Source organism: Polaromonas sp. AER18D-145 (assembly GCF_002379095.1).
Lineage (GTDB): Bacteria > Pseudomonadota > Gammaproteobacteria > Burkholderiales > Burkholderiaceae_C > Polaromonas.
The window spans coordinates 1-17,593 of the sequence record NZ_NBZV01000032.1 but is presented as its reverse complement, the minus strand read 5'-3'; the positions used below and the strand labels follow the sequence as shown (position 1 = coordinate 17,593).

The window sequence follows — 17,593 nt, the reverse complement described above, 5'->3', positions numbered from 1 at the left end:
TCTTGCGACCCATTACGAAACTTGGCGGACAGGCTGGCGTGCAACGTGTGCACCAGCGCTGTTCTCCCTACCGACCCAGGAGTAAGCCATGACCACGGCTGCTGAAATCACGCATTTTGAACAAAACGGTCTTTACAGCCCGGCCAATGAGCATGACGCCTGCGGCGTCGGCTTTGTTGCGCACATCAAGGGTCACAAAAGCCATGCCATCGTGCAACAGGGCCTGAAGATCCTCGAGAACCTGGACCATCGGGGCGCTGTGGGTGCTGACAAGCTGATGGGTGACGGCGCCGGCATCCTGATCCAGCTGCCTGACGCCCTTTACCGTGAAGAGATGGCCAGGCAGGCTGTCAACCTCCCGCCTCCGGGCGAGTATGGCGTGGGCATGGTGTTCCTGCCCAAAGAGCATGCCTCGCGGCTGGCCTGTGAACAGGCGCTCGAGCGTGCCGTGCGCATGGAGGGCCAGGTGCTGCTGGGCTGGCGCGATGTGCCGGTCAATCGCGACATGCCGATGTCGCCGACGGTGCGCGAGAAAGAGCCCATCCTGCGCCAGATTTTCATTGGCCGCGGCAACGATGTGATCGTGCAGGACGCGCTGGAGCGCAAGCTTTACGTGATCCGCAAGACCGCCAGTGCCGCGATCCAGCGCCTGAAGCTCACCCACAGCAAGGAATACTACGTTCCCAGCATGTCCAGCCGCACGGTGGTCTACAAAGGCCTGTTGCTGGCCAACCAGGTGGGCACCTATTACCTGGACCTGCAGGACGCACGCTGCGTATCGGCGCTGGGCCTGGTGCATCAGCGGTTTTCGACCAACACCTTCCCTGAATGGCCGCTGGCCCACCCCTATCGCTATGTCGCGCACAACGGCGAGATCAACACCGTCAAGGGCAACTACAACTGGATGAAGGCGCGCGAAGGCGTGATGTCCTCGCCGGTGCTCGGCGCCGATCTGCAAAAGCTCTACCCCATCAGCTTTGCCGACCAGTCCGACACCGCGACCTTCGACAACTGCCTGGAACTGCTGACCATGGCCGGCTACCCGATCAGCCAGGCCGTGATGATGATGATTCCCGAGCCATGGGAGCAGCACACCACCATGGATGAGCGCCGCAAGGCCTTCTATGAATACCACGCCGCGATGCTGGAGCCGTGGGACGGCCCCGCGTCCATCGTGTTCACCGACGGCCGCCAGATTGGCGCCACGCTGGACCGCAACGGCCTGCGTCCGTCCCGCTACTGCGTGACCGACGACGACCTGGTCATCATGGCTTCCGAATCCGGCGTGCTGCCGATTCCCGAAAACAAGATCGTGCGCAAGTGGCGTCTGCAGCCCGGCAAAATGTTCCTGATCGACCTCGAGCAGGGCCGCATGATTGACGATGAGGAGATCAAGGCCACGCTGGCACACAGCAAGCCCTACAAGCAATGGATTGAAAACCTGCGCATCCGGCTCGATGATGTGCAGGCGCCGACGGTGCCTGCGCCGACGGACGGACTGAAGATGGGCGCCGACGAAGCGAGCGCGACCTCGGCATCGAGCTCCGGCCTGACCGAGTCACACTCCCTGCTGGACCGCCAGCAGGCCTTCGGCTACACCCAGGAAGACATCAAGTTCCTGATGTCGCCCATGGCCGTCAATGGCGAGGAAGGCACCGGCTCCATGGGCAACGACAGCCCACTGGCCGTGCTGTCCAACAAGAACAAGCCGCTGTACAACTACTTCAAACAGCTGTTCGCGCAGGTGACCAACCCGCCGATCGACCCGATCCGCGAGGCGATTGTGATGTCGCTGGTGTCCTTTGTGGGCCCCAAGCCCAACCTGCTCGATATCAACCAGGTCAACCCGCCGATGCGGCTGGAGGTCGGTCAGCCGGTCCTCAATGTCGCTGACATGCGCAAGCTGCGCGACATCGAAACCCACACCCAGGGGAAATTCAAAAGTTATACCCTGGACATCACCTACCCGCTGGCCTGGGGCCACGAAGGGGTGGAAGCCAAGCTCGCCTCGCTGTGTGCGGAAGCGGTCGATGCGATCAAGAGTGGCAAGAACATCCTGATCGTCAGCGACCGTGGCATCAGCCCGACCCAGGTCGCGATTCCGGCCTTGCTCGCGTTGTCGGCCATTCACCAGCACCTGGTGAAGGAGGGCCTGCGCACGACAGCAGGCCTTGTGGTGGAAACCGGCTCGGCCCGTGAAGTCCACCATTTTGCCGTGCTCGCCGGTTATGGCGCGGAAGCCGTGCACCCGTATCTGGCCATGGAAACGCTGGTCGAACTCGCCAGGGATTTGCCCGGGGACCTGAGTGCCGACAAGGCGATCTACAACTACACCAAGGCGGTTGGCAAGGGCCTGTCGAAGATCATGTCCAAGATGGGCGTGTCCACCTACATGAGTTACTGCGGTGCCCAGCTGTTCGAGGCGATCGGCCTGAACCGCGTGACCGTCGACAAGTTCTTTACCGGTACCGCCAGCCAGGTCGAAGGCATGGGCGTGTTTGAAATCGCCGAAGAAGCGCTGCGCATGCACAAGGCCGCCTACGGCAACGACCCGGTGCTGGCCAACATGCTGGACGCCGGCGGCGAATACGCCTGGCGCGTTCGCGGTGAAGACCACATGTGGACACCGGACGCCATTGCCAAGCTGCAGCATTCAACACGCTCTAACAACTGGAACACCTACAAGGAATTTGCCCAGTTGATCAACGACCAGAACCGCCGCCACATGACCCTGCGCGGCCTGTTCGAGTTCAGGATCGATCCGTCCCGGGCCATCCCGATCGACGAGGTCGAGCCGGCCAAGGAAATCGTCAAGCGTTTCGCCACCGGTGCGATGTCGCTGGGCTCCATCAGCACCGAGGCGCATGCCACGCTGGCCGTGGCCATGAACCGCATTGGCGGCAAGAGCAATACCGGGGAGGGCGGAGAAGATCCGAACCGCTACCGTCAGGAGCTCAAGGGCATTCCGATCAAAAAGGGCGAGACGCTCAAGAGCGTGATTGGCGAAAGCGTGGTTGAGGTTGACCTGCCGCTGCAGGACGGGGATTCGCTGCGCTCCCGCATCAAGCAGGTCGCTTCGGGGCGTTTCGGCGTCACGGCGGAATACCTGGTGTCGGCCGACCAGATCCAGATCAAGATGGCGCAGGGTGCCAAGCCGGGCGAGGGCGGCCAGCTTCCCGGCGGCAAGGTCAGCGAATACATCGGTCAGCTGCGTTATTCCGTGCCGGGTGTGGGCCTGATCTCGCCACCGCCGCACCATGACATCTACTCCATCGAGGACCTGGCGCAACTGATCCATGATCTGAAGAACGTCAACCCGCGCGCCAGCATCAGCGTCAAGCTGGTCAGTGAAGTCGGGGTCGGAACGATTGCTGCCGGCGTTGCCAAAGCCAAGTCCGATCACGTGGTGATCGCCGGGCATGACGGTGGCACCGGTGCGTCCCCATGGTCGTCGATCAAGCATGCAGGATCACCCTGGGAAATCGGCCTGGCGGAAACCCAGCAGACGCTGGTGCTGAACCGCCTGCGCGGCCGCATCCGTGTGCAGGCCGACGGCCAGATGAAAACCGGCCGCGACGTCGTGATCGGCGCCTTGCTGGGTGCCGACGAATTCGGCTTCGCCACGGCGCCGCTGGTGGTCGAGGGCTGCATCATGATGCGCAAATGCCACCTCAACACCTGCCCGGTCGGCGTCGCCACGCAGGACCCGGTGCTGCGCCAGAAATTCAGCGGCAAGCCCGAACACGTCGTGAACTACTTCTTCTTCGTCGCCGAAGAGGCGCGTCAGTTGATGGCCCAGCTCGGCGTGCGCAAGTTCGACGACCTGATAGGTCGCGCAGACCTGCTCGATACCCAGAAGGGCATTGAGCACTGGAAGGCCGATGGACTGGACTTCTCGCGCCTGTTCTACCAGCCCAACGTGCCGGCCGATGTGCCGCGCATGCACGTCATGGAGCAGGACCATGCGCTGGAAAAAGCGCTGGACGTGCGCCTGATCGAGAAATCGAAAGCAGCCCTCGAAAAGGGTGAAAAAGTCCAGTTCATCGAGGTGGCACGCAACGTCAACCGCACCGTCGGCGCCATGCTGTCCGGCGAGCTGACGCGGCGTCACCCGGAGGGCCTGCCGGACGACACCTTGCGCATCCAGCTCGAAGGCACGGGCGGCCAGTCTTTCGGCGCCTTCCTGGCCAAGGGCATCACGCTGTACCTGATCGGCGATGCCAACGACTACACCGGCAAGGGCCTGTCGGGTGGCCGCATCGTGGTGCGGCCCAGCATCGATTTTCGCGGTGACGCGGTCAAGAACACCATCGTCGGCAACACCGTGCTCTACGGCGCGACGACCGGCGAGGCCTTCTTCAGTGGCGTGGCCGGCGAACGTTTTGCAGTGCGACTGTCGGGGGCCACGGCGGTCGTCGAGGGTACGGGCGACCACGGTTGTGAATACATGACCGGCGGCACCGTCGCGGTGCTTGGGAAAACCGGGCGCAACTTCGCGGCGGGCATGAGCGGTGGCGTGGCTTATGTGTACGACGAGGACGGCCAGTTTGCCAAACGCTGCAACACCGCCATGGTGTCGCTGGAGAAAGTCCAGCCTGCTGCCCAGCAGGAGGCCGGGACCGACCACGCCTTGTGGCACGGCGGCAAGACCGATGAAGCGCAACTGAAGAAACTGCTGGAAGACCACAACCGCTGGACCGGCAGCAAGCGTGCCCGCGAGTTGCTGGACAACTGGGCAGAAGCGCGCGGCAAGTTCGTCAAGGTGTTTCCGCTGGAATACAAGCGGGCACTTGGCGAAATGGCGGCCAGGAAGCTCGCGGCCGCCGCACCCGCCAAAGCGGCGTCCAAACCGGCTGGCGAAAAAGCCGCCAAAGTCGCAGCCTAAACAAGAAGCATCTGGAGTAGCCTCATGGGAAAAGTCACCGGTTTCATGGAATACGAGCGCATCGAGGAAGGCTACAAGCCTGTGCCCGAGCGGCTGAAAAACTACAAGGAGTTTGTGATCGGGCTCGACGACGCGCAGGCCAACAAGCAGGCCGCGCGTTGCATGGACTGCGGCACGCCGTTTTGCAACAGCGGCTGCCCGGTCAACAACATCATTCCGGATTTCAACGACATGGTGTTTCGGGGCAACTGGAAAAGTGCGATTGAAACCCTGCACAGCACCAACAACTTTCCGGAATTCACGGGCCGGATTTGCCCCGCACCTTGTGAGGCGGCCTGCACGCTCAACGTGAACGACGGTGCGGTGGGCATCAAGTCCATCGAACACGCCATCATCGATCGCGCCTGGGCCGAAGGCTGGGTCCAGCCCGCGCCGCCCGCGCACCGGACCGGGAAAAAAGTGGCCGTGGTGGGGTCGGGTCCGGCGGGCATGGCTGCGGCCCAGCAGCTGGCGCGGGCCGGCCACGATGTGACGGTGTTCGAGAAAAATGACCGCATTGGCGGCCTGCTGCGTTACGGCATTCCCGACTTCAAGATGGAGAAAACCCATATCGACCGCCGTGTCGAACAGATGCAGGCTGAAGGGGTGACCTTTCGTGCCGGCGTCATGGTCGGGCGTGCGAAGGACGGGTTGGGCAAGGACTCGAAAGTCATCAACTGGGCCAAGGAAACCATCACGCCCGAGCAACTGCAAAAGGATTTTGACGCGATCGTGCTGTCCGGTGGTGCCGAGCAGTCGCGTGACCTGCCCGTGCCCGGCCGTGAACTCGCCGGCATCCATTTCGCGATGGAGTTTTTGCCGCAGCAAAACAAGGTCAACGCCGGCGACAAGGTCAAGGACCAGTTGCGCTCCGACGGTAAACACGTGATCGTGATCGGCGGCGGTGACACCGGCTCGGACTGTGTCGGTACCAGTAATCGTCATGGCGCGGCCAGCGTCACGCAGTTCGAACTGCTGCCGCAGCCTCCTGTAGAGGAAAACCGTCCCATGACCTGGCCTTACTGGCCCATCAAGCTGCGTACCAGTTCCAGCCATGAGGAGGGCTGCGAACGGGAATTCGCCATTTCCACCAAGGAATTCATCGGCGACAAGGGCAAGGTCACCGGTCTGAAAACGGTGCGCGTTGAGTGGAAAGACGGCAAGATGCAGGAAGTACCCGGCTCAGAGCAGTTGCTAAAGGCCGATCTGGTGCTTCTGGCCATGGGGTTTGTGGCGCCGGTTGCGCCGGTGCTGGAGGCCTTTGGGGTCGAGAAAGACGCACGCGGTAACGCCAAGGCGACCACCGACTTCACGGGCGGTTATGCCACCAATGTCCCCAAGGTCTTTGCGGCGGGCGACATGCGTCGTGGTCAGAGTCTGGTGGTCTGGGCGATTCGCGAGGGTCGCCAGGTGGCCCGCTCGGTCGACGAGTTCCTGATGGGCTTCAGCGACTTGCCGCGCTGAAAGCTCCAGCCACTCCGAACGGCCGAGGGGGTGTGACATCAAGGCCGGGATTTGCTGGCAGCGCCGCCCCTGGGGCGTGTTGAGCATGTTGCAGGTGGTCTTGGATCTGGTTGAAGACTGCGCCCCAACCACCCCAACCACCCCAACCGCTGCGAAACCGGTGCGATGGCAGAAAAGTGTAACGCCGGTGCGCCTTGCCGCGACCTGTCGCGCGAAACGGCGGGCTTTCCTCCATCTTTTTTGGCGCAGGGCAGGAAAGTCGGGCGGGCGGCCTGAATTGGGCACCTTTCCAGGCTATTCCTGTGAAAAATGAACGATTCCGACCGCCCACGTGGGGCAGAGTAATCCCTTATGATCAATAAGCCGGATATCCGGCTTTTGTCTTTTTATGGCCCCCTCTTCCAATCCATCGCTTGTTGAACTGCGTCACCTTACCTTTGGTTACGGTGAGCGGGTCATTCTGGACGACATTTCCCTGTCGGTGCCGCGCGGCAAGGTGACGGCATTGATGGGGGCTTCCGGCGGCGGTAAAACGACCATTTTGCGTCTCATTGGCGGCCAGCTCCGTGCCCAATCCGGCGAATTGCTGTTCGATGACCAGGATGTCACCCGGATGGATCAGGAGCAGATCTATGCGGCGCGGCGTCGCATGGGCATGCTTTTCCAGTTCGGGGCCTTGTTTGCCGACTTGAGCGTTTATGAAAATGTGGCATTTCCGCTGCACGAACACACCGATCTGCCCGAAGCCCTGATTCGCGACATTGTGCTCATGAAGCTCAACGCGGTCGGCCTGCGCGGCGCGCGCGATCTCATGCCCAGCGAGGTGTCCGGCGGCATGGCACGGCGTATCGCGCTGGCCCGCGCCATCGCCCTGGACCCGGAGCTGGTGATGTATGACGAGCCTTTCTCCGGCCTGGACCCGATCTCGCTGGGAACGGCGGCGCGGCTGATCCGTCACTTGAACGACGCCATGGGTCTGACCAGTATTTTTGTCTCGCACGAGCTCGAGCAGACGTTTGCCGTGGCCGACCATGTGATCATCCTGGCCAACGGAAAAATTGCGACCGAGGGTACGCCCGAGCAAGTCCGCCAAAGCACCGATCCGCTGGTGTACCAGTATGTCAATGCCCTGCCGGACGGCCCGGTTCAGTTTCACTATCCCGGCCTGTCGGTTGAAGAAGATTTTGGCCCCGGCCCCACGTCCGTCGCCCGGCAGCCAGGAGCCGCAGCATGAGTTGGTACAAACCTTCGGATGTCGGCTTTGCCACCCGCAGCAAACTCGCGGACCTGGGTCTGGGCGCACGCCTTTTCTTTCGGCTTCTCCTTTCCCTGCCTTCGACCTTTCGGCGTTTTGGCCTGGTGCGCGACCAGATCCATTTTCTGGGCAACTATTCGCTGGTCATCATTGCGGTGTCCGGCCTGTTTGTCGGCTTCGTGTTCGGCCTGCAGGGTTATTACACGCTGCAGCGTTTTGGCTCGTCGGATGCGCTGGGCTTGCTCGTGACGCTGACCCTGGTGCGTGAACTCGGGCCGGTGGTGACGGCCTTGCTGTTTGCGGGGCGGGCCGGTACCTCGCTGACCGCCGAAATCGGCCTCATGAAGGCGGGCGAGCAGATCAGCGTCATGGAGATGATGGCCGTCGATCCGGTGCAACGCATCCTGGCGCCCCGCTTCTGGGCGGGCGTGATTGTCATGCCCCTGCTGGCTGCCGTGTTCAGCGCGATGGGCGTGATTGGCGGATGGGCTGTTGGCGTGGTCATGATTGGGGTCGATGCGGGGTCTTTCTGGAGCCAGATCCAAGGGGGGGTCGATGTCTGGAAAGATGTGGGCAACGGTGTGATCAAGAGTGTTGTTTTCGGCTTTGCCGTCACGTTTATTGCCCTGTTGCAGGGGTTCGAGGCGCAACCCACGCCGGAAGGCGTGGCCAGCGCCACGACGCGCACGGTGGTGGTGGCGTCCCTGACGGTTCTGGGTCTGGATTTCATCCTGACCGCGATGATGTTTACTTGAGGAGGGTGTTGTGCAACGCTCAAAAAATGATGTGTGGGTTGGTATTTTTGTCATGATCGGCGCTGCGGCCATCCTGTTTCTGGCGTTGCAGGCCGCCAATCTGCTGAACCTGAATTTCCAGTCCACCTACCGGATCACGGCCAAATTTGACAACGTCGGCGGCCTCAAACCCAAAGGCGCGGTGCGTAGCGGCGGTGTGGTGGTCGGTCGCGTGGAGTCGCTGGTGTTTGACGACAAGTCTTTCCAGGCGCGTGTCATGCTGGCCATGGAGAGTCGTTATGTCTTTCCCAAGGACAGTTCGCTGAAGATCCTGACCAGTGGTTTGCTCGGTGAGCAGTACATCGGCATCGAGGCCGGGTCCAGCGAGAAGAATCTGGTGGCGGGCGACACCATCTCCAGCACGCAATCAGCGGTTGTGCTGGAAAATCTCATCAGCCAGTTTTTGTACAGCAAGGCGGCGGACAGCAGTTCTGGCCCGGTGACTGCACCGCCCACAGGGAGTAACGAAAAAAAATGAAACCACGAATCACAATGAACAGAGCCGGGCTGTGGACAGGGCTGCTGGCGCTAGCGCTGCTGCAGGGCTGCGCCATCGGCCCCAACCCGCGCGACCCGTTCGAACCGTTCAACCGCAGCGTGACCCGTTTCAACGACGGCCTCGACGAAGCCATCGTCAAGCCGGTGGCGCAGGCTTACCAGAATACGGTGCCCTCGCCGGTGCGTACCGGTGTCAACAACTTCTTCGGCAACCTGTCGGACGTCTGGTCTTTCGTCAACAACGTGCTCCAGGCCAAGCCGCAAGAGGCCGTCGACAGCTTCATGCGTGTCAGCGTCAACACGCTGATTGGCCTGGGCGGCGTGCTCGATTGGGCCACGCCCATGGGTATAGAGCGTCACAGCGAGGATTTTGGCAAGACACTGGGTCATTGGGGCATGGCAACCGGCCCTTACCTGGTGTTGCCGGTGCTGGGCCCCTCCACGGTGCGTGATGCGGCCGCCCGTGTGGTCGACGCCCAGGGCGACCTGGTGATGCAGATCGACAATGTGCCTGTCCGTAATTCGCTGTATGTCCTGCGCGCGGTAGATCTTCGCGCCGGCCTGCTGCGTGCCGGGGAGGTGCTTGATCAGGCGGCCCTGGACAAATACAGTTTCACGCGCGACGCCTACCTGCAGCGCCGCGGCGTGGTGATAGACACCAACGGCGACACCGAAGAGCGTTATGACCTGCCCGAGGAGCCTTCGCCGGCACCGGCCAAGTAAAGAACACTTACATGCGATGTCATAACTTCACTGAATCGCATGAACCAAAGCCTGAAAAACGCTGTCAAATCAATCACTTGCCTGCCAATTGTGCCAAAGGGGCATCCGCCCGGCCAGGCCGGCCTGTGTTTCGAACCGAAAGAAAACCATGAACCGTCGAATTTTTAGCCATGTCCTGGGTGCCTGCCTCGCAGGCGTCCTGCTGGTCGCGGGCCCTGCCGCAGGTGCGGCCGACGAAGCCCCGGACGCGCTGATCAAACGCACGTCCACCGAAGTGCTGGACGTCATCAAGGCCGACAAGGCCATCCAGTCCGGCGACACCGGGAAGGTCATCGCTTTGGTCGATGGCAAGGTCATGCCCCATGTGAATTTCACGCGCATGACGGCGGCGACCGTGGGCCGGAACTGGCGCCAGGCCACCCCTGAGCAGCAAAAGCGCCTGCAGGAAGAGTTCAAGATTCTGTTGGTTCGCACCTATTCCGGGGCGCTGGCCCAGGTCAAGGATCAGACCATCAGCGTTAAGCCCCTGCGGGCCGCGCCAACGGACAATGAAGTGATCGTACGGACCGAAGTGTTGGGCCGCAGCGAACCGATCCAGCTGGATTACCGCATGGAAAAAACCCCCACGGGCTGGAAAATCTATGACCTGAACGTCCTTGGCATCTGGATGGTGGAAACCTACCGGACCCAGTTTGCGCAGGAAATTTCGACGAAGGGCGTGGATGGACTGATCGCTGCACTGTCCCAGCGCAACAAATCGAACGCGGGCGAGAAAACGAACGCGGGCGAGAAAAAGTCCTGAACGAAAATGCTGCCGTGCTGACGCTTCCTCCTGTCCTGACCCACGCCGTAGCGGCTGGTTTTGCCCGCGGCCTGAAACCCGAGCTGTTTGCCGGGCCCGCGGAGGTGGTTGCCGATGCCCGTGCGCTTCAGCAGTTTGACTCCTCTGCGCTGGCGGTTCTGCTGGAGTGCCGACGCCACGCGCTGGCAGCAGGCAAGCGCTTCTCTGTGCGCGGTGCTCCCGCGCGGCTGCTGGAACTGGCCGAGCTGTATGGTGTCGCGGAGTTGATTCCGCCAGCAGCGGCTGCCACGGCCTGAACCTGAAGGCGGGCGGTTTTTGGGGTTTGGGTCCTGCCTGGGTGCACGGCCGGGGGCATTTGCGCTGCCGGGCCGGAAGAAACAGGCGTCAGCCCTTAAAATAGCCCGCTCATGCCCGCCATCTCATTCCAGTCCGTCTTCAAAATCTACCCATCGACACGCAGCCAGACTGGTCCCGGCGTCCGGGCGCTGGACAATGTCAGCTTTGACATCCAGCAGGGCGAGTTTTTCGGCCTGCTGGGCCCCAACGGGGCCGGCAAAACCTCGCTGATCAGCATCCTGGCGGGCCTGTCGCGGGCCAGCAGCGGCCGTGTGCTGGTGCATGGCAGCGATGTGGTGACCGACTATGCCGCGGCCCGCCGCAAGCTCGGCATCGTGCCGCAGGAACTGGTGTTCGACCCCTTTTTCACGGTGCGTGAGGCGCTGCGCATTCAATCCGGCTATTTCGGCGTCAAGAACAACGACGCCTGGATAGATGAATTGCTGCTCAGTCTGGGGCTGGCCGATAAGGCCGATGCGAATATGCGGCAGCTGTCGGGCGGGATGAAGCGCCGCGTGCTGGTGGCGCAGGCGCTGGTGCACAAACCCCAGGTCATTGTGCTGGATGAACCCACCGCCGGTGTCGATGTGGAGTTGCGCCAGACCTTGTGGCAATTTGTCGCCAAACTCAACAAGCAAGGCAGCACCGTGCTGCTGACGACGCATTACCTCGAAGAGGCCGAGGCGCTGTGCAGCCGGATTGCCATGCTCAAGCAGGGCCGCATGGTGGCGCTGGCCCAGACCTCCGAGCTGCTCAAGTCCGCGTCGTCGAATGTGCTGCGTTTCAAAATTGATAGCGAGCTGCCCAAGGCGCTGGCCGACAAGGCCCGCATCACCGGCCGCATCGTGCAACTGCCGGCCCACAACGCGCATGAGATCGAGCAGTACCTCAGCGCCGTCCGCGAGGCCGGTCTGGTGGCCGAAGATGTCGAAATCCGCAAGGCCGACCTGGAAGACGTATTCCTGGAAGTCATGGCGGAGAAAATCGGAGTGGCGGCATGACAGGCGCAAGGATTCCGTTTTTACCAGCCAGGGCCGCGGAGCCGGCCTCGGCCTGTCCTGAGCCTGTCGAAGGGCCGGGCCGCAGGCGCAGCGCCCCTCTTCTTCGTGCAAGGGGCAGCGCACCGCCGAAGGCACGCGTAGCGAAAAGCGTGGGGGCAATATTTTCATGACCGGCTGGCAAACCCTGTTCTATAAGGAAGTGCTGCGCTTCTGGAAAGTCGGCTTCCAGACCGTCGGCGCGCCCATTCTCACGGCGGTCATGTACATGCTGATCTTCGGCCATGTGCTGGAGGACAAGGTTCTGGTTTACGGCACGGTCGGCTACACCGCCTTCCTGGTGCCTGGCCTGGTCATGATGAGCGTGCTGCAGAATGCCTTCGCCAACAGCTCGTCCTCGCTGATCCAGAGCAAGATCATGGGCAGCCTGGTGTTTGTGCTGCTCAGCCCGCTGTCGCATTGGCACTGGTTTTTTGCCTACGTCGGTTCGTCGGTCGTGCGCGGTCTGGTGGTCGGCCTGGGGGTGTTTGTGGTCACCGTGTATTTCGGCCAGCCCAGCTTTGTGGCGCCTGTCTGGATCCTGGTGTTTGCGGTGCTCGGTGCGGCGCTGCTCGGCTCCCTGGGATTGATCGCCGGCCTGTGGGCTGAAAAATTCGACCAGATGGCGGCGTTCCAGAATTTTGTGATCATGCCCATGACTTTCCTGAGCGGCGTTTTCTACTCCATCCACTCGTTGCCGCCGTTCTGGCAAACCGTCAGTCACCTGAACCCGTTTTTCTACATGATTGACGGGTTCCGTTACGGCTTTTTCGGCGTCAGCGACGTGTCTCCGTGGCTGAGTCTGGCCATTGTGGGCAGCGCGCTGCTGGTGGTCAGCGGCATCGCGGTGAATTTGCTTCGCATTGGCTACAAAATCAGGCACTAGATATGGCCCCCACGTTCGCGCACTGCGTGTCGCTCTTTGCCTCCCGAGGGGCGCTGCGCCTGCGGGCCGGCCCTTCGACAGGCTCAGGACAGGCCGAGGCCGGATCCGCGGCCCGGACTGAAAAATCCAGTTTCAGCGACACATCATTGATCACCAGCCTGACAAATAAAACATGACCAGCGAAGAACTCCAAACCATCATTGCTGCGGGCTTGCCCTGCGAACACATCGCCCTGACCGGCGACGGACGGCATTGGTATGCCACCATCGTGTCTGCCGCTTTTGAAGGCCAGCGCCTGATCCAGCGTCACCAGCGCGTGTATGCCACGCTGGGCGGGCGCATGCAGACGGACGAGGTGCACGCCCTGTCCATGAAAACCTACACACCGGCCGAGTGGGCGGCCAGCGACGCGGAAGAATAAACAGACCTATGGACAAACTACTCATCAGGGGCGGCCGTTCGCTCGCCGGCACCGTCGATATCTCGGGCGCCAAAAACGCCGCACTGCCGGAACTGTGCGCAGCGTTGCTGACTGCAGACACCGTGACGCTTGAAAATGTGCCGCGCCTGCAGGACGTGGCCACCATGCTCAAGCTGATCCGCAACATGGGGGTGACGGCCGAGCGCAGCGACAGCGCGCCCGGCAGCGTGGTCATCAACGCGGGCGCCCTGAGCTCGCCTGAAGCACCGTACGAGCTGGTCAAGACCATGCGCGCGTCGGTGTTGGCGCTGGGCCCGCTGCTCGCGCGTTTTGGCGAGGCTACGGTGTCGCTGCCCGGCGGCTGCGCCATCGGCTCGCGGCCGGTGGACCAGCACATCAAGGGCATGCAGGCCATGGGCGCCGACATCGTGGTTGAACACGGCTACATGATCGCCAAACTGCCGGCCGGGCCCAATGGCCAACGTGGACGCCTCAAGGGCTGCAGCATCCTGACCGACATGGTCACGGTCACAGGTACCGAGAATTTCATGATGGCGGCCAGCCTGGCCGAGGGTGAAACCATTCTGGAAAATGCGGCGCAGGAGCCCGAAATCGGCGACCTGGCCGAGATGCTGATCAAGATGGGCGCGAAGATTGAAGGCCATGGCAGCAGCCGCATCCGCATCCAGGGTGTGGAGCGCCTGCACGGCTGCACGCACCAGGTGGTGGCCGACCGCATCGAGACCGGCACCTTCCTGTGCGCCGTGGCGGCCGCCGGCGGCGATGTGGTGCTGCGCCATGGCCGCGCTGAGCACCTCGAAGCCGTGATCGAGAAGCTGCGCGAAGCCGGTGCGGTGATCACCGCGGGTGATGGGTTCATCCGGGTCCAGGCCTCGGGGCGTATGCAGGCGCAGTCCTTCCGCACCACCGAGTACCCGGGTTTTCCAACTGACATGCAGGCCCAGTTCATGGCGCTCAACGCGATTGCCGAAGGTCCGAGCAAGGTCACGGAAACGATTTTTGAAAACCGCTTCATGCACGTCAACGAGATGGTGCGCCTGGGTGCGAAGATCGAGATCGATGGCAAGTTCGCCATCATCGACGGGGTGGAAAAACTTTCGGGCGCCACCGTGATGGCGACCGATCTGCGCGCCTCCGCCAGCCTGGTGATCGCCGGCCTGGTGGCCGAGGGCGAGACACTGATTGACCGCATCTACCACCTGGACCGCGGCTACGACCAGATGGAAGCCAAGCTGCGCGGCATAGGCGCGGACATCGAGAGAATCAAGTCATGATCACGCTCGCACTTTCCAAGGGACGTATCTTCGACGAGACCCTGCCGCTGCTCAAGGCCGCCGGCATCGAGGTGCTGGAAGACCCGGAAAAATCGCGCAAGCTGATCATAGGCACCAACCGGCCCGACGTGCGTGTGGTGCTGGTGCGCGCCACCGACGTGCCGACCTATGTGCAGTACGGCGGCGCCGACATCGGCGTGACCGGCAAGGACACCTTGATCGAACACGGCGGCCAGGGCCTGTACCAGCCGCTGGACCTGCAGATTGCAAAATGCCGCATGAGTGTGGCGGTGCGTGCCGGTTTCGACTATGACGCGGCGGTGAGGCAGGGCTCGCGCCTGAAAGTCGCCACCAAGTTTGTCAGCATCGCGCGCGATTTTTTCGCGACCAAGGGTGTGCATGTTGACCTGATCAAGCTGTACGGCAGCATGGAGCTGGCGCCGCTGACGGGCCTGGCCGACGCGATTGTTGACCTGGTCAGCAGTGGCAACACGCTCAAGGCCAACCACCTGGTCGAGGTCGAGCGCATCATGGACATCAGCTCGCACCTGGTGGTCAACCAGGTTGCGCTCAAGCTCAAGCAGGCGCCGATACGCGCCATCATCGATGCTTTTTCGTCGGCCATTGCCCGGCCTGCCGTCTGAAAATGCTATGAATTTAATAGCTACTCCCGTCCGTCTTTCAACGGCTGACGCTGCTTTTGAGGCCCAGTTCACGGCGCGCCTGCACTGGTCGGCCGACACCGATGCGGCGATCGAGCGGCGTGTGGCCGACATCCTGGCTGATGTGCAGCAGCGCGGCGACGCGGCCGTGCTCGAGTACACCGCGCGTTTCGACGGGCTCACCGCAGCCAGCATGCATGCGCTGGAACTGACGCAGGCCGAACTCAAGGCCGCTTTCGACACGATTCCCGCGGCGCAGCGCGAAGCGCTGCAAGCCGCGGCGCGGCGCGTGCGCAGCTACCACGAGGCGCAGAAAAAGGCCAATGGCGAGAGCTGGAGCTACCGCGACGAAGACGGCAGCCTGCTTGGGCAGAAGGTCACGCCGCTGGACCGCGTCGGCATTTACGTGCCGGGCGGCAAGGCGGCCTATCCGTCTTCGGTGCTGATGAACGCCATTCCCGCCCATGTGGCCGGTGTCGGCGAAATCATCATGGTGGTGCCCACGCCCAAAGGCGAAAAAAACGCCCTGGTGCTGGCTGCCGCCTACGTGGCCGGCGTCACACGCGCCTTCACCATCGGCGGCGCGCAGGCGGTGGCGGCGCTGGCCTACGGCACGCAGACCGTGCCCAAGGTCGACAAGATCACCGGCCCCGGCAACGCCTACGTGGCCAGCGCCAAGAAACGCGTGTTTGGCACGGTGGGCATCGACATGATTGCCGGCCCCAGCGAAATCCTGGTGCTGGCCGACGGCAGCACGCCGGCCGACTGGGTGGCGATGGATCTGTTTAGCCAGGCCGAGCACGATGAACTCGCGCAAAGCATCCTGCTGTGCCCGGATGCGGCCTATATAGCCGCGGTTCAGGAGGCCATCAATCGCCTGCTGCCCACCATGCCGCGTGCGGAGATCATCGCCAAGTCCCTCACCGGGCGCGGCGCGCTGATCCACACGCGCAGCATGGAAGAAGCCTGCGCCATCAGCAACCGCATTGCGCCCGAACACCTGGAAGTCTCCAGCCGTGACCCGCACCGCTGGGAACCCCTGCTCAAACATGCCGGCGCGATTTTCCTGGGCGCCTACACCAGCGAATCCCTGGGCGACTACTGTGCCGGTCCCAACCATGTGCTGCCGACCAGCGGCACCGCGCGTTTTTCCAGCCCGCTGGGCGTCTACGATTTTCAGAAGCGCTCCAGCCTGATCGAGGTCAGCGAAGCCGGCGCGCAGACCCTGGGGAAAATTGCCGCCGAACTGGCTTATGGCGAAGGCCTGCAGGCGCACGCCCGGGCCGCCGAAATGAGATTGAAAAAATGAACGCAGCCAGCGACAAGTCAGATCCTTCCCCCCCAGTGGGGGCCGCGGAACCGGCTTTGCCGGGCCGCAGGCGCAGCGCCCCCTCGGGGGGCAGCGCAGTACGCGAAGCGACAAGCGTGGGGGCGCATATCTTTCGCCAGGATGTGCAATCCATGCATGCCTACGCCATCCAGGCGTCAAGCGGCATGGTCAAGCTCGATGCGATGGAAAACCCGCATCGGCTGCCGCCGGCCCTGCAGGCCCTGCTGGGCCAGCGCCTGGGCGCACTGGCCCTGAACCGTTATCCCGACGGCCGCGTGAACGACCTGCGCCAGGCGCTGGCCGGCTACGCGCAGATGCCCGAAGGTTTTGACCTCATGCTGGGCAATGGCTCCGACGAGCTGATCTCGATGCTGGCCATGGCCTGCGACGTACCCGGTGCGTCCATTCTGGCGCCACTGCCCGGCTTTGTGATGTACGCCATGAGTGCGCAGTTGCAGGGCCTGAAGTTCATCGGCGTGCCCCTGACGGCGGACTTCGAGCTTGATGAAACCGCCATGCTGGCCGCGATCGCCGAACACCAGCCGTCCATCATCTACATCGCCTACCCGAACAACCCGACGGCCAACCTGTGGGACGACGCGGTGATTGAAAAAATCATTGCCGCCGCCCCCGGCCTGGTGGTGATCGACGAGGCCTACCAGCCGTTTTCGAGCAAAAGCTACATCGACCGCATCGGCCGGCGCCGCCATGTGCTGCTGATGCGCACGCTGAGCAAGTTCGGCCTGGCCGGCGTGCGGATTGGCTACATGATGGGCCCCAAGGCCTTGATTGCCGAGATCGACAAGGTGCGCCCGCCTTACAACATCAGCGTGCTGAACTACGAGTGCGCGCTGTTTGCGCTCGAACATGCCGACGTGTTTGCGGCGCAAGCCGAGGAAATACGTGCGCAGCGCGCTATTCTTTTCGAAGCGCTGCAGGCCTTGCCGGGGCTCAAGACCTGGAAAAGCGATGCCAACATGATCCTGGTGCGGGTGCCCGATGCCCAGAAAACCTTCGAGGGCATGCGGGCACGCAAGGTGCTGGTCAAAAACGTTTCTAAAATGCACCCATTGCTGGCCAATTGCCTGCGCCTGACCGTCGGCACCGCCGACGACAATGTGCAGATGCTGGCAGCCCTCAAAGAATCCCTATGACCACCCCCACCC

General features: G+C 62.5%; 15 protein-coding genes. All 15 read left to right on the top strand.

Annotation, left to right across the window (positions count from 1 at the left end; translation table 11 throughout):
• The first annotated feature begins 88 nt into the window (after positions 1–88).
• The 15 genes from B7G52_RS15605 (at position 89) to hisC (ending at position 17,581) form a co-directional block, all read left to right on the top strand.
• On the top strand, positions 89–4,885 hold the full coding sequence (locus tag B7G52_RS15605) for a glutamate synthase-related protein (RefSeq protein WP_096698476.1): 4,797 nt from the start codon (positions 89–91) through the stop codon (positions 4,883–4,885).
• A 24-nt stretch (positions 4,886–4,909) separates the two neighbouring features.
• On the top strand, positions 4,910–6,388 hold the full coding sequence (locus B7G52_RS15600; RefSeq protein ID WP_096698475.1) for a glutamate synthase subunit beta: 1,479 nt from the start codon (positions 4,910–4,912) through the stop codon (positions 6,386–6,388).
• A 388-nt stretch (positions 6,389–6,776) separates the two neighbouring features.
• A complete protein-coding gene (locus B7G52_RS15595) occupies positions 6,777–7,622 on the top strand; it encodes an ABC transporter ATP-binding protein (protein ID WP_096698474.1) in 846 nt (281 codons plus the stop codon).
• Positions 7,619–8,398 (top strand): lipid asymmetry maintenance ABC transporter permease subunit MlaE, encoded by a 780-nt coding sequence (gene mlaE, locus B7G52_RS15590; protein WP_096698473.1) that lies wholly within the window; start codon positions 7,619–7,621, stop codon positions 8,396–8,398. The genes B7G52_RS15595 and mlaE overlap by 4 nt, the downstream gene beginning before the upstream one ends.
• 10 nt (positions 8,399–8,408) lie before the next feature.
• Positions 8,409–8,915 (top strand): outer membrane lipid asymmetry maintenance protein MlaD, encoded by a 507-nt coding sequence (gene mlaD / locus B7G52_RS15585; protein WP_096698472.1) that lies wholly within the window; start codon positions 8,409–8,411, stop codon positions 8,913–8,915.
• On the top strand, positions 8,912–9,658 hold the full coding sequence (locus B7G52_RS15580; protein WP_096698471.1) for a VacJ family lipoprotein: 747 nt from the start codon (positions 8,912–8,914) through the stop codon (positions 9,656–9,658). The genes mlaD and B7G52_RS15580 overlap by 4 nt, the downstream gene beginning before the upstream one ends.
• 148 nt (positions 9,659–9,806) lie before the next feature.
• Positions 9,807–10,460, top strand: coding sequence for a phospholipid-binding protein MlaC (locus B7G52_RS15575; protein WP_096698470.1), 654 nt, complete (start codon positions 9,807–9,809; stop codon positions 10,458–10,460).
• Between the two features lie 14 nt (positions 10,461–10,474).
• Complete coding sequence (locus tag B7G52_RS15570; protein WP_096698469.1) at positions 10,475–10,756, top strand: lipid asymmetry maintenance protein MlaB; 282 nt, start codon at positions 10,475–10,477, stop codon at positions 10,754–10,756.
• A gap of 111 nt (positions 10,757–10,867) precedes the next feature.
• On the top strand, positions 10,868–11,797 hold the full coding sequence (locus B7G52_RS15565) for an ABC transporter ATP-binding protein (RefSeq protein ID WP_096698468.1): 930 nt from the start codon (positions 10,868–10,870) through the stop codon (positions 11,795–11,797).
• 166 nt (positions 11,798–11,963) lie between these two features.
• On the top strand, positions 11,964–12,719 hold the full coding sequence (locus B7G52_RS15560) for an ABC transporter permease (protein WP_096698467.1): 756 nt from the start codon (positions 11,964–11,966) through the stop codon (positions 12,717–12,719).
• Between the two features lie 172 nt (positions 12,720–12,891).
• Entirely contained in the window at positions 12,892–13,140 is a 249-nt protein-coding gene (locus B7G52_RS15555; protein ID WP_096698466.1) for a BolA family protein, read from the top strand.
• A gap of 8 nt (positions 13,141–13,148) precedes the next feature.
• A complete protein-coding gene (murA, locus tag B7G52_RS15550; protein WP_096698465.1) occupies positions 13,149–14,435 on the top strand; it encodes a UDP-N-acetylglucosamine 1-carboxyvinyltransferase in 1,287 nt (428 codons plus the stop codon).
• Positions 14,432–15,079, top strand: coding sequence for an ATP phosphoribosyltransferase (hisG, locus tag B7G52_RS15545; RefSeq protein WP_096698464.1), 648 nt, complete (start codon positions 14,432–14,434; stop codon positions 15,077–15,079). Before murA ends, hisG begins: the two co-directional genes overlap by 4 nt.
• A 7-nt stretch (positions 15,080–15,086) precedes the next feature.
• Positions 15,087–16,406 (top strand): histidinol dehydrogenase, encoded by a 1,320-nt coding sequence (gene hisD, locus B7G52_RS15540; protein ID WP_096698463.1) that lies wholly within the window; start codon positions 15,087–15,089, stop codon positions 16,404–16,406.
• 116 nt (positions 16,407–16,522) lie between these two features.
• A complete protein-coding gene (gene hisC, locus B7G52_RS15535) occupies positions 16,523–17,581 on the top strand; it encodes a histidinol-phosphate transaminase (RefSeq protein ID WP_256387730.1) in 1,059 nt (352 codons plus the stop codon).
• Positions 17,582–17,593 lie beyond the last annotated feature (12 nt).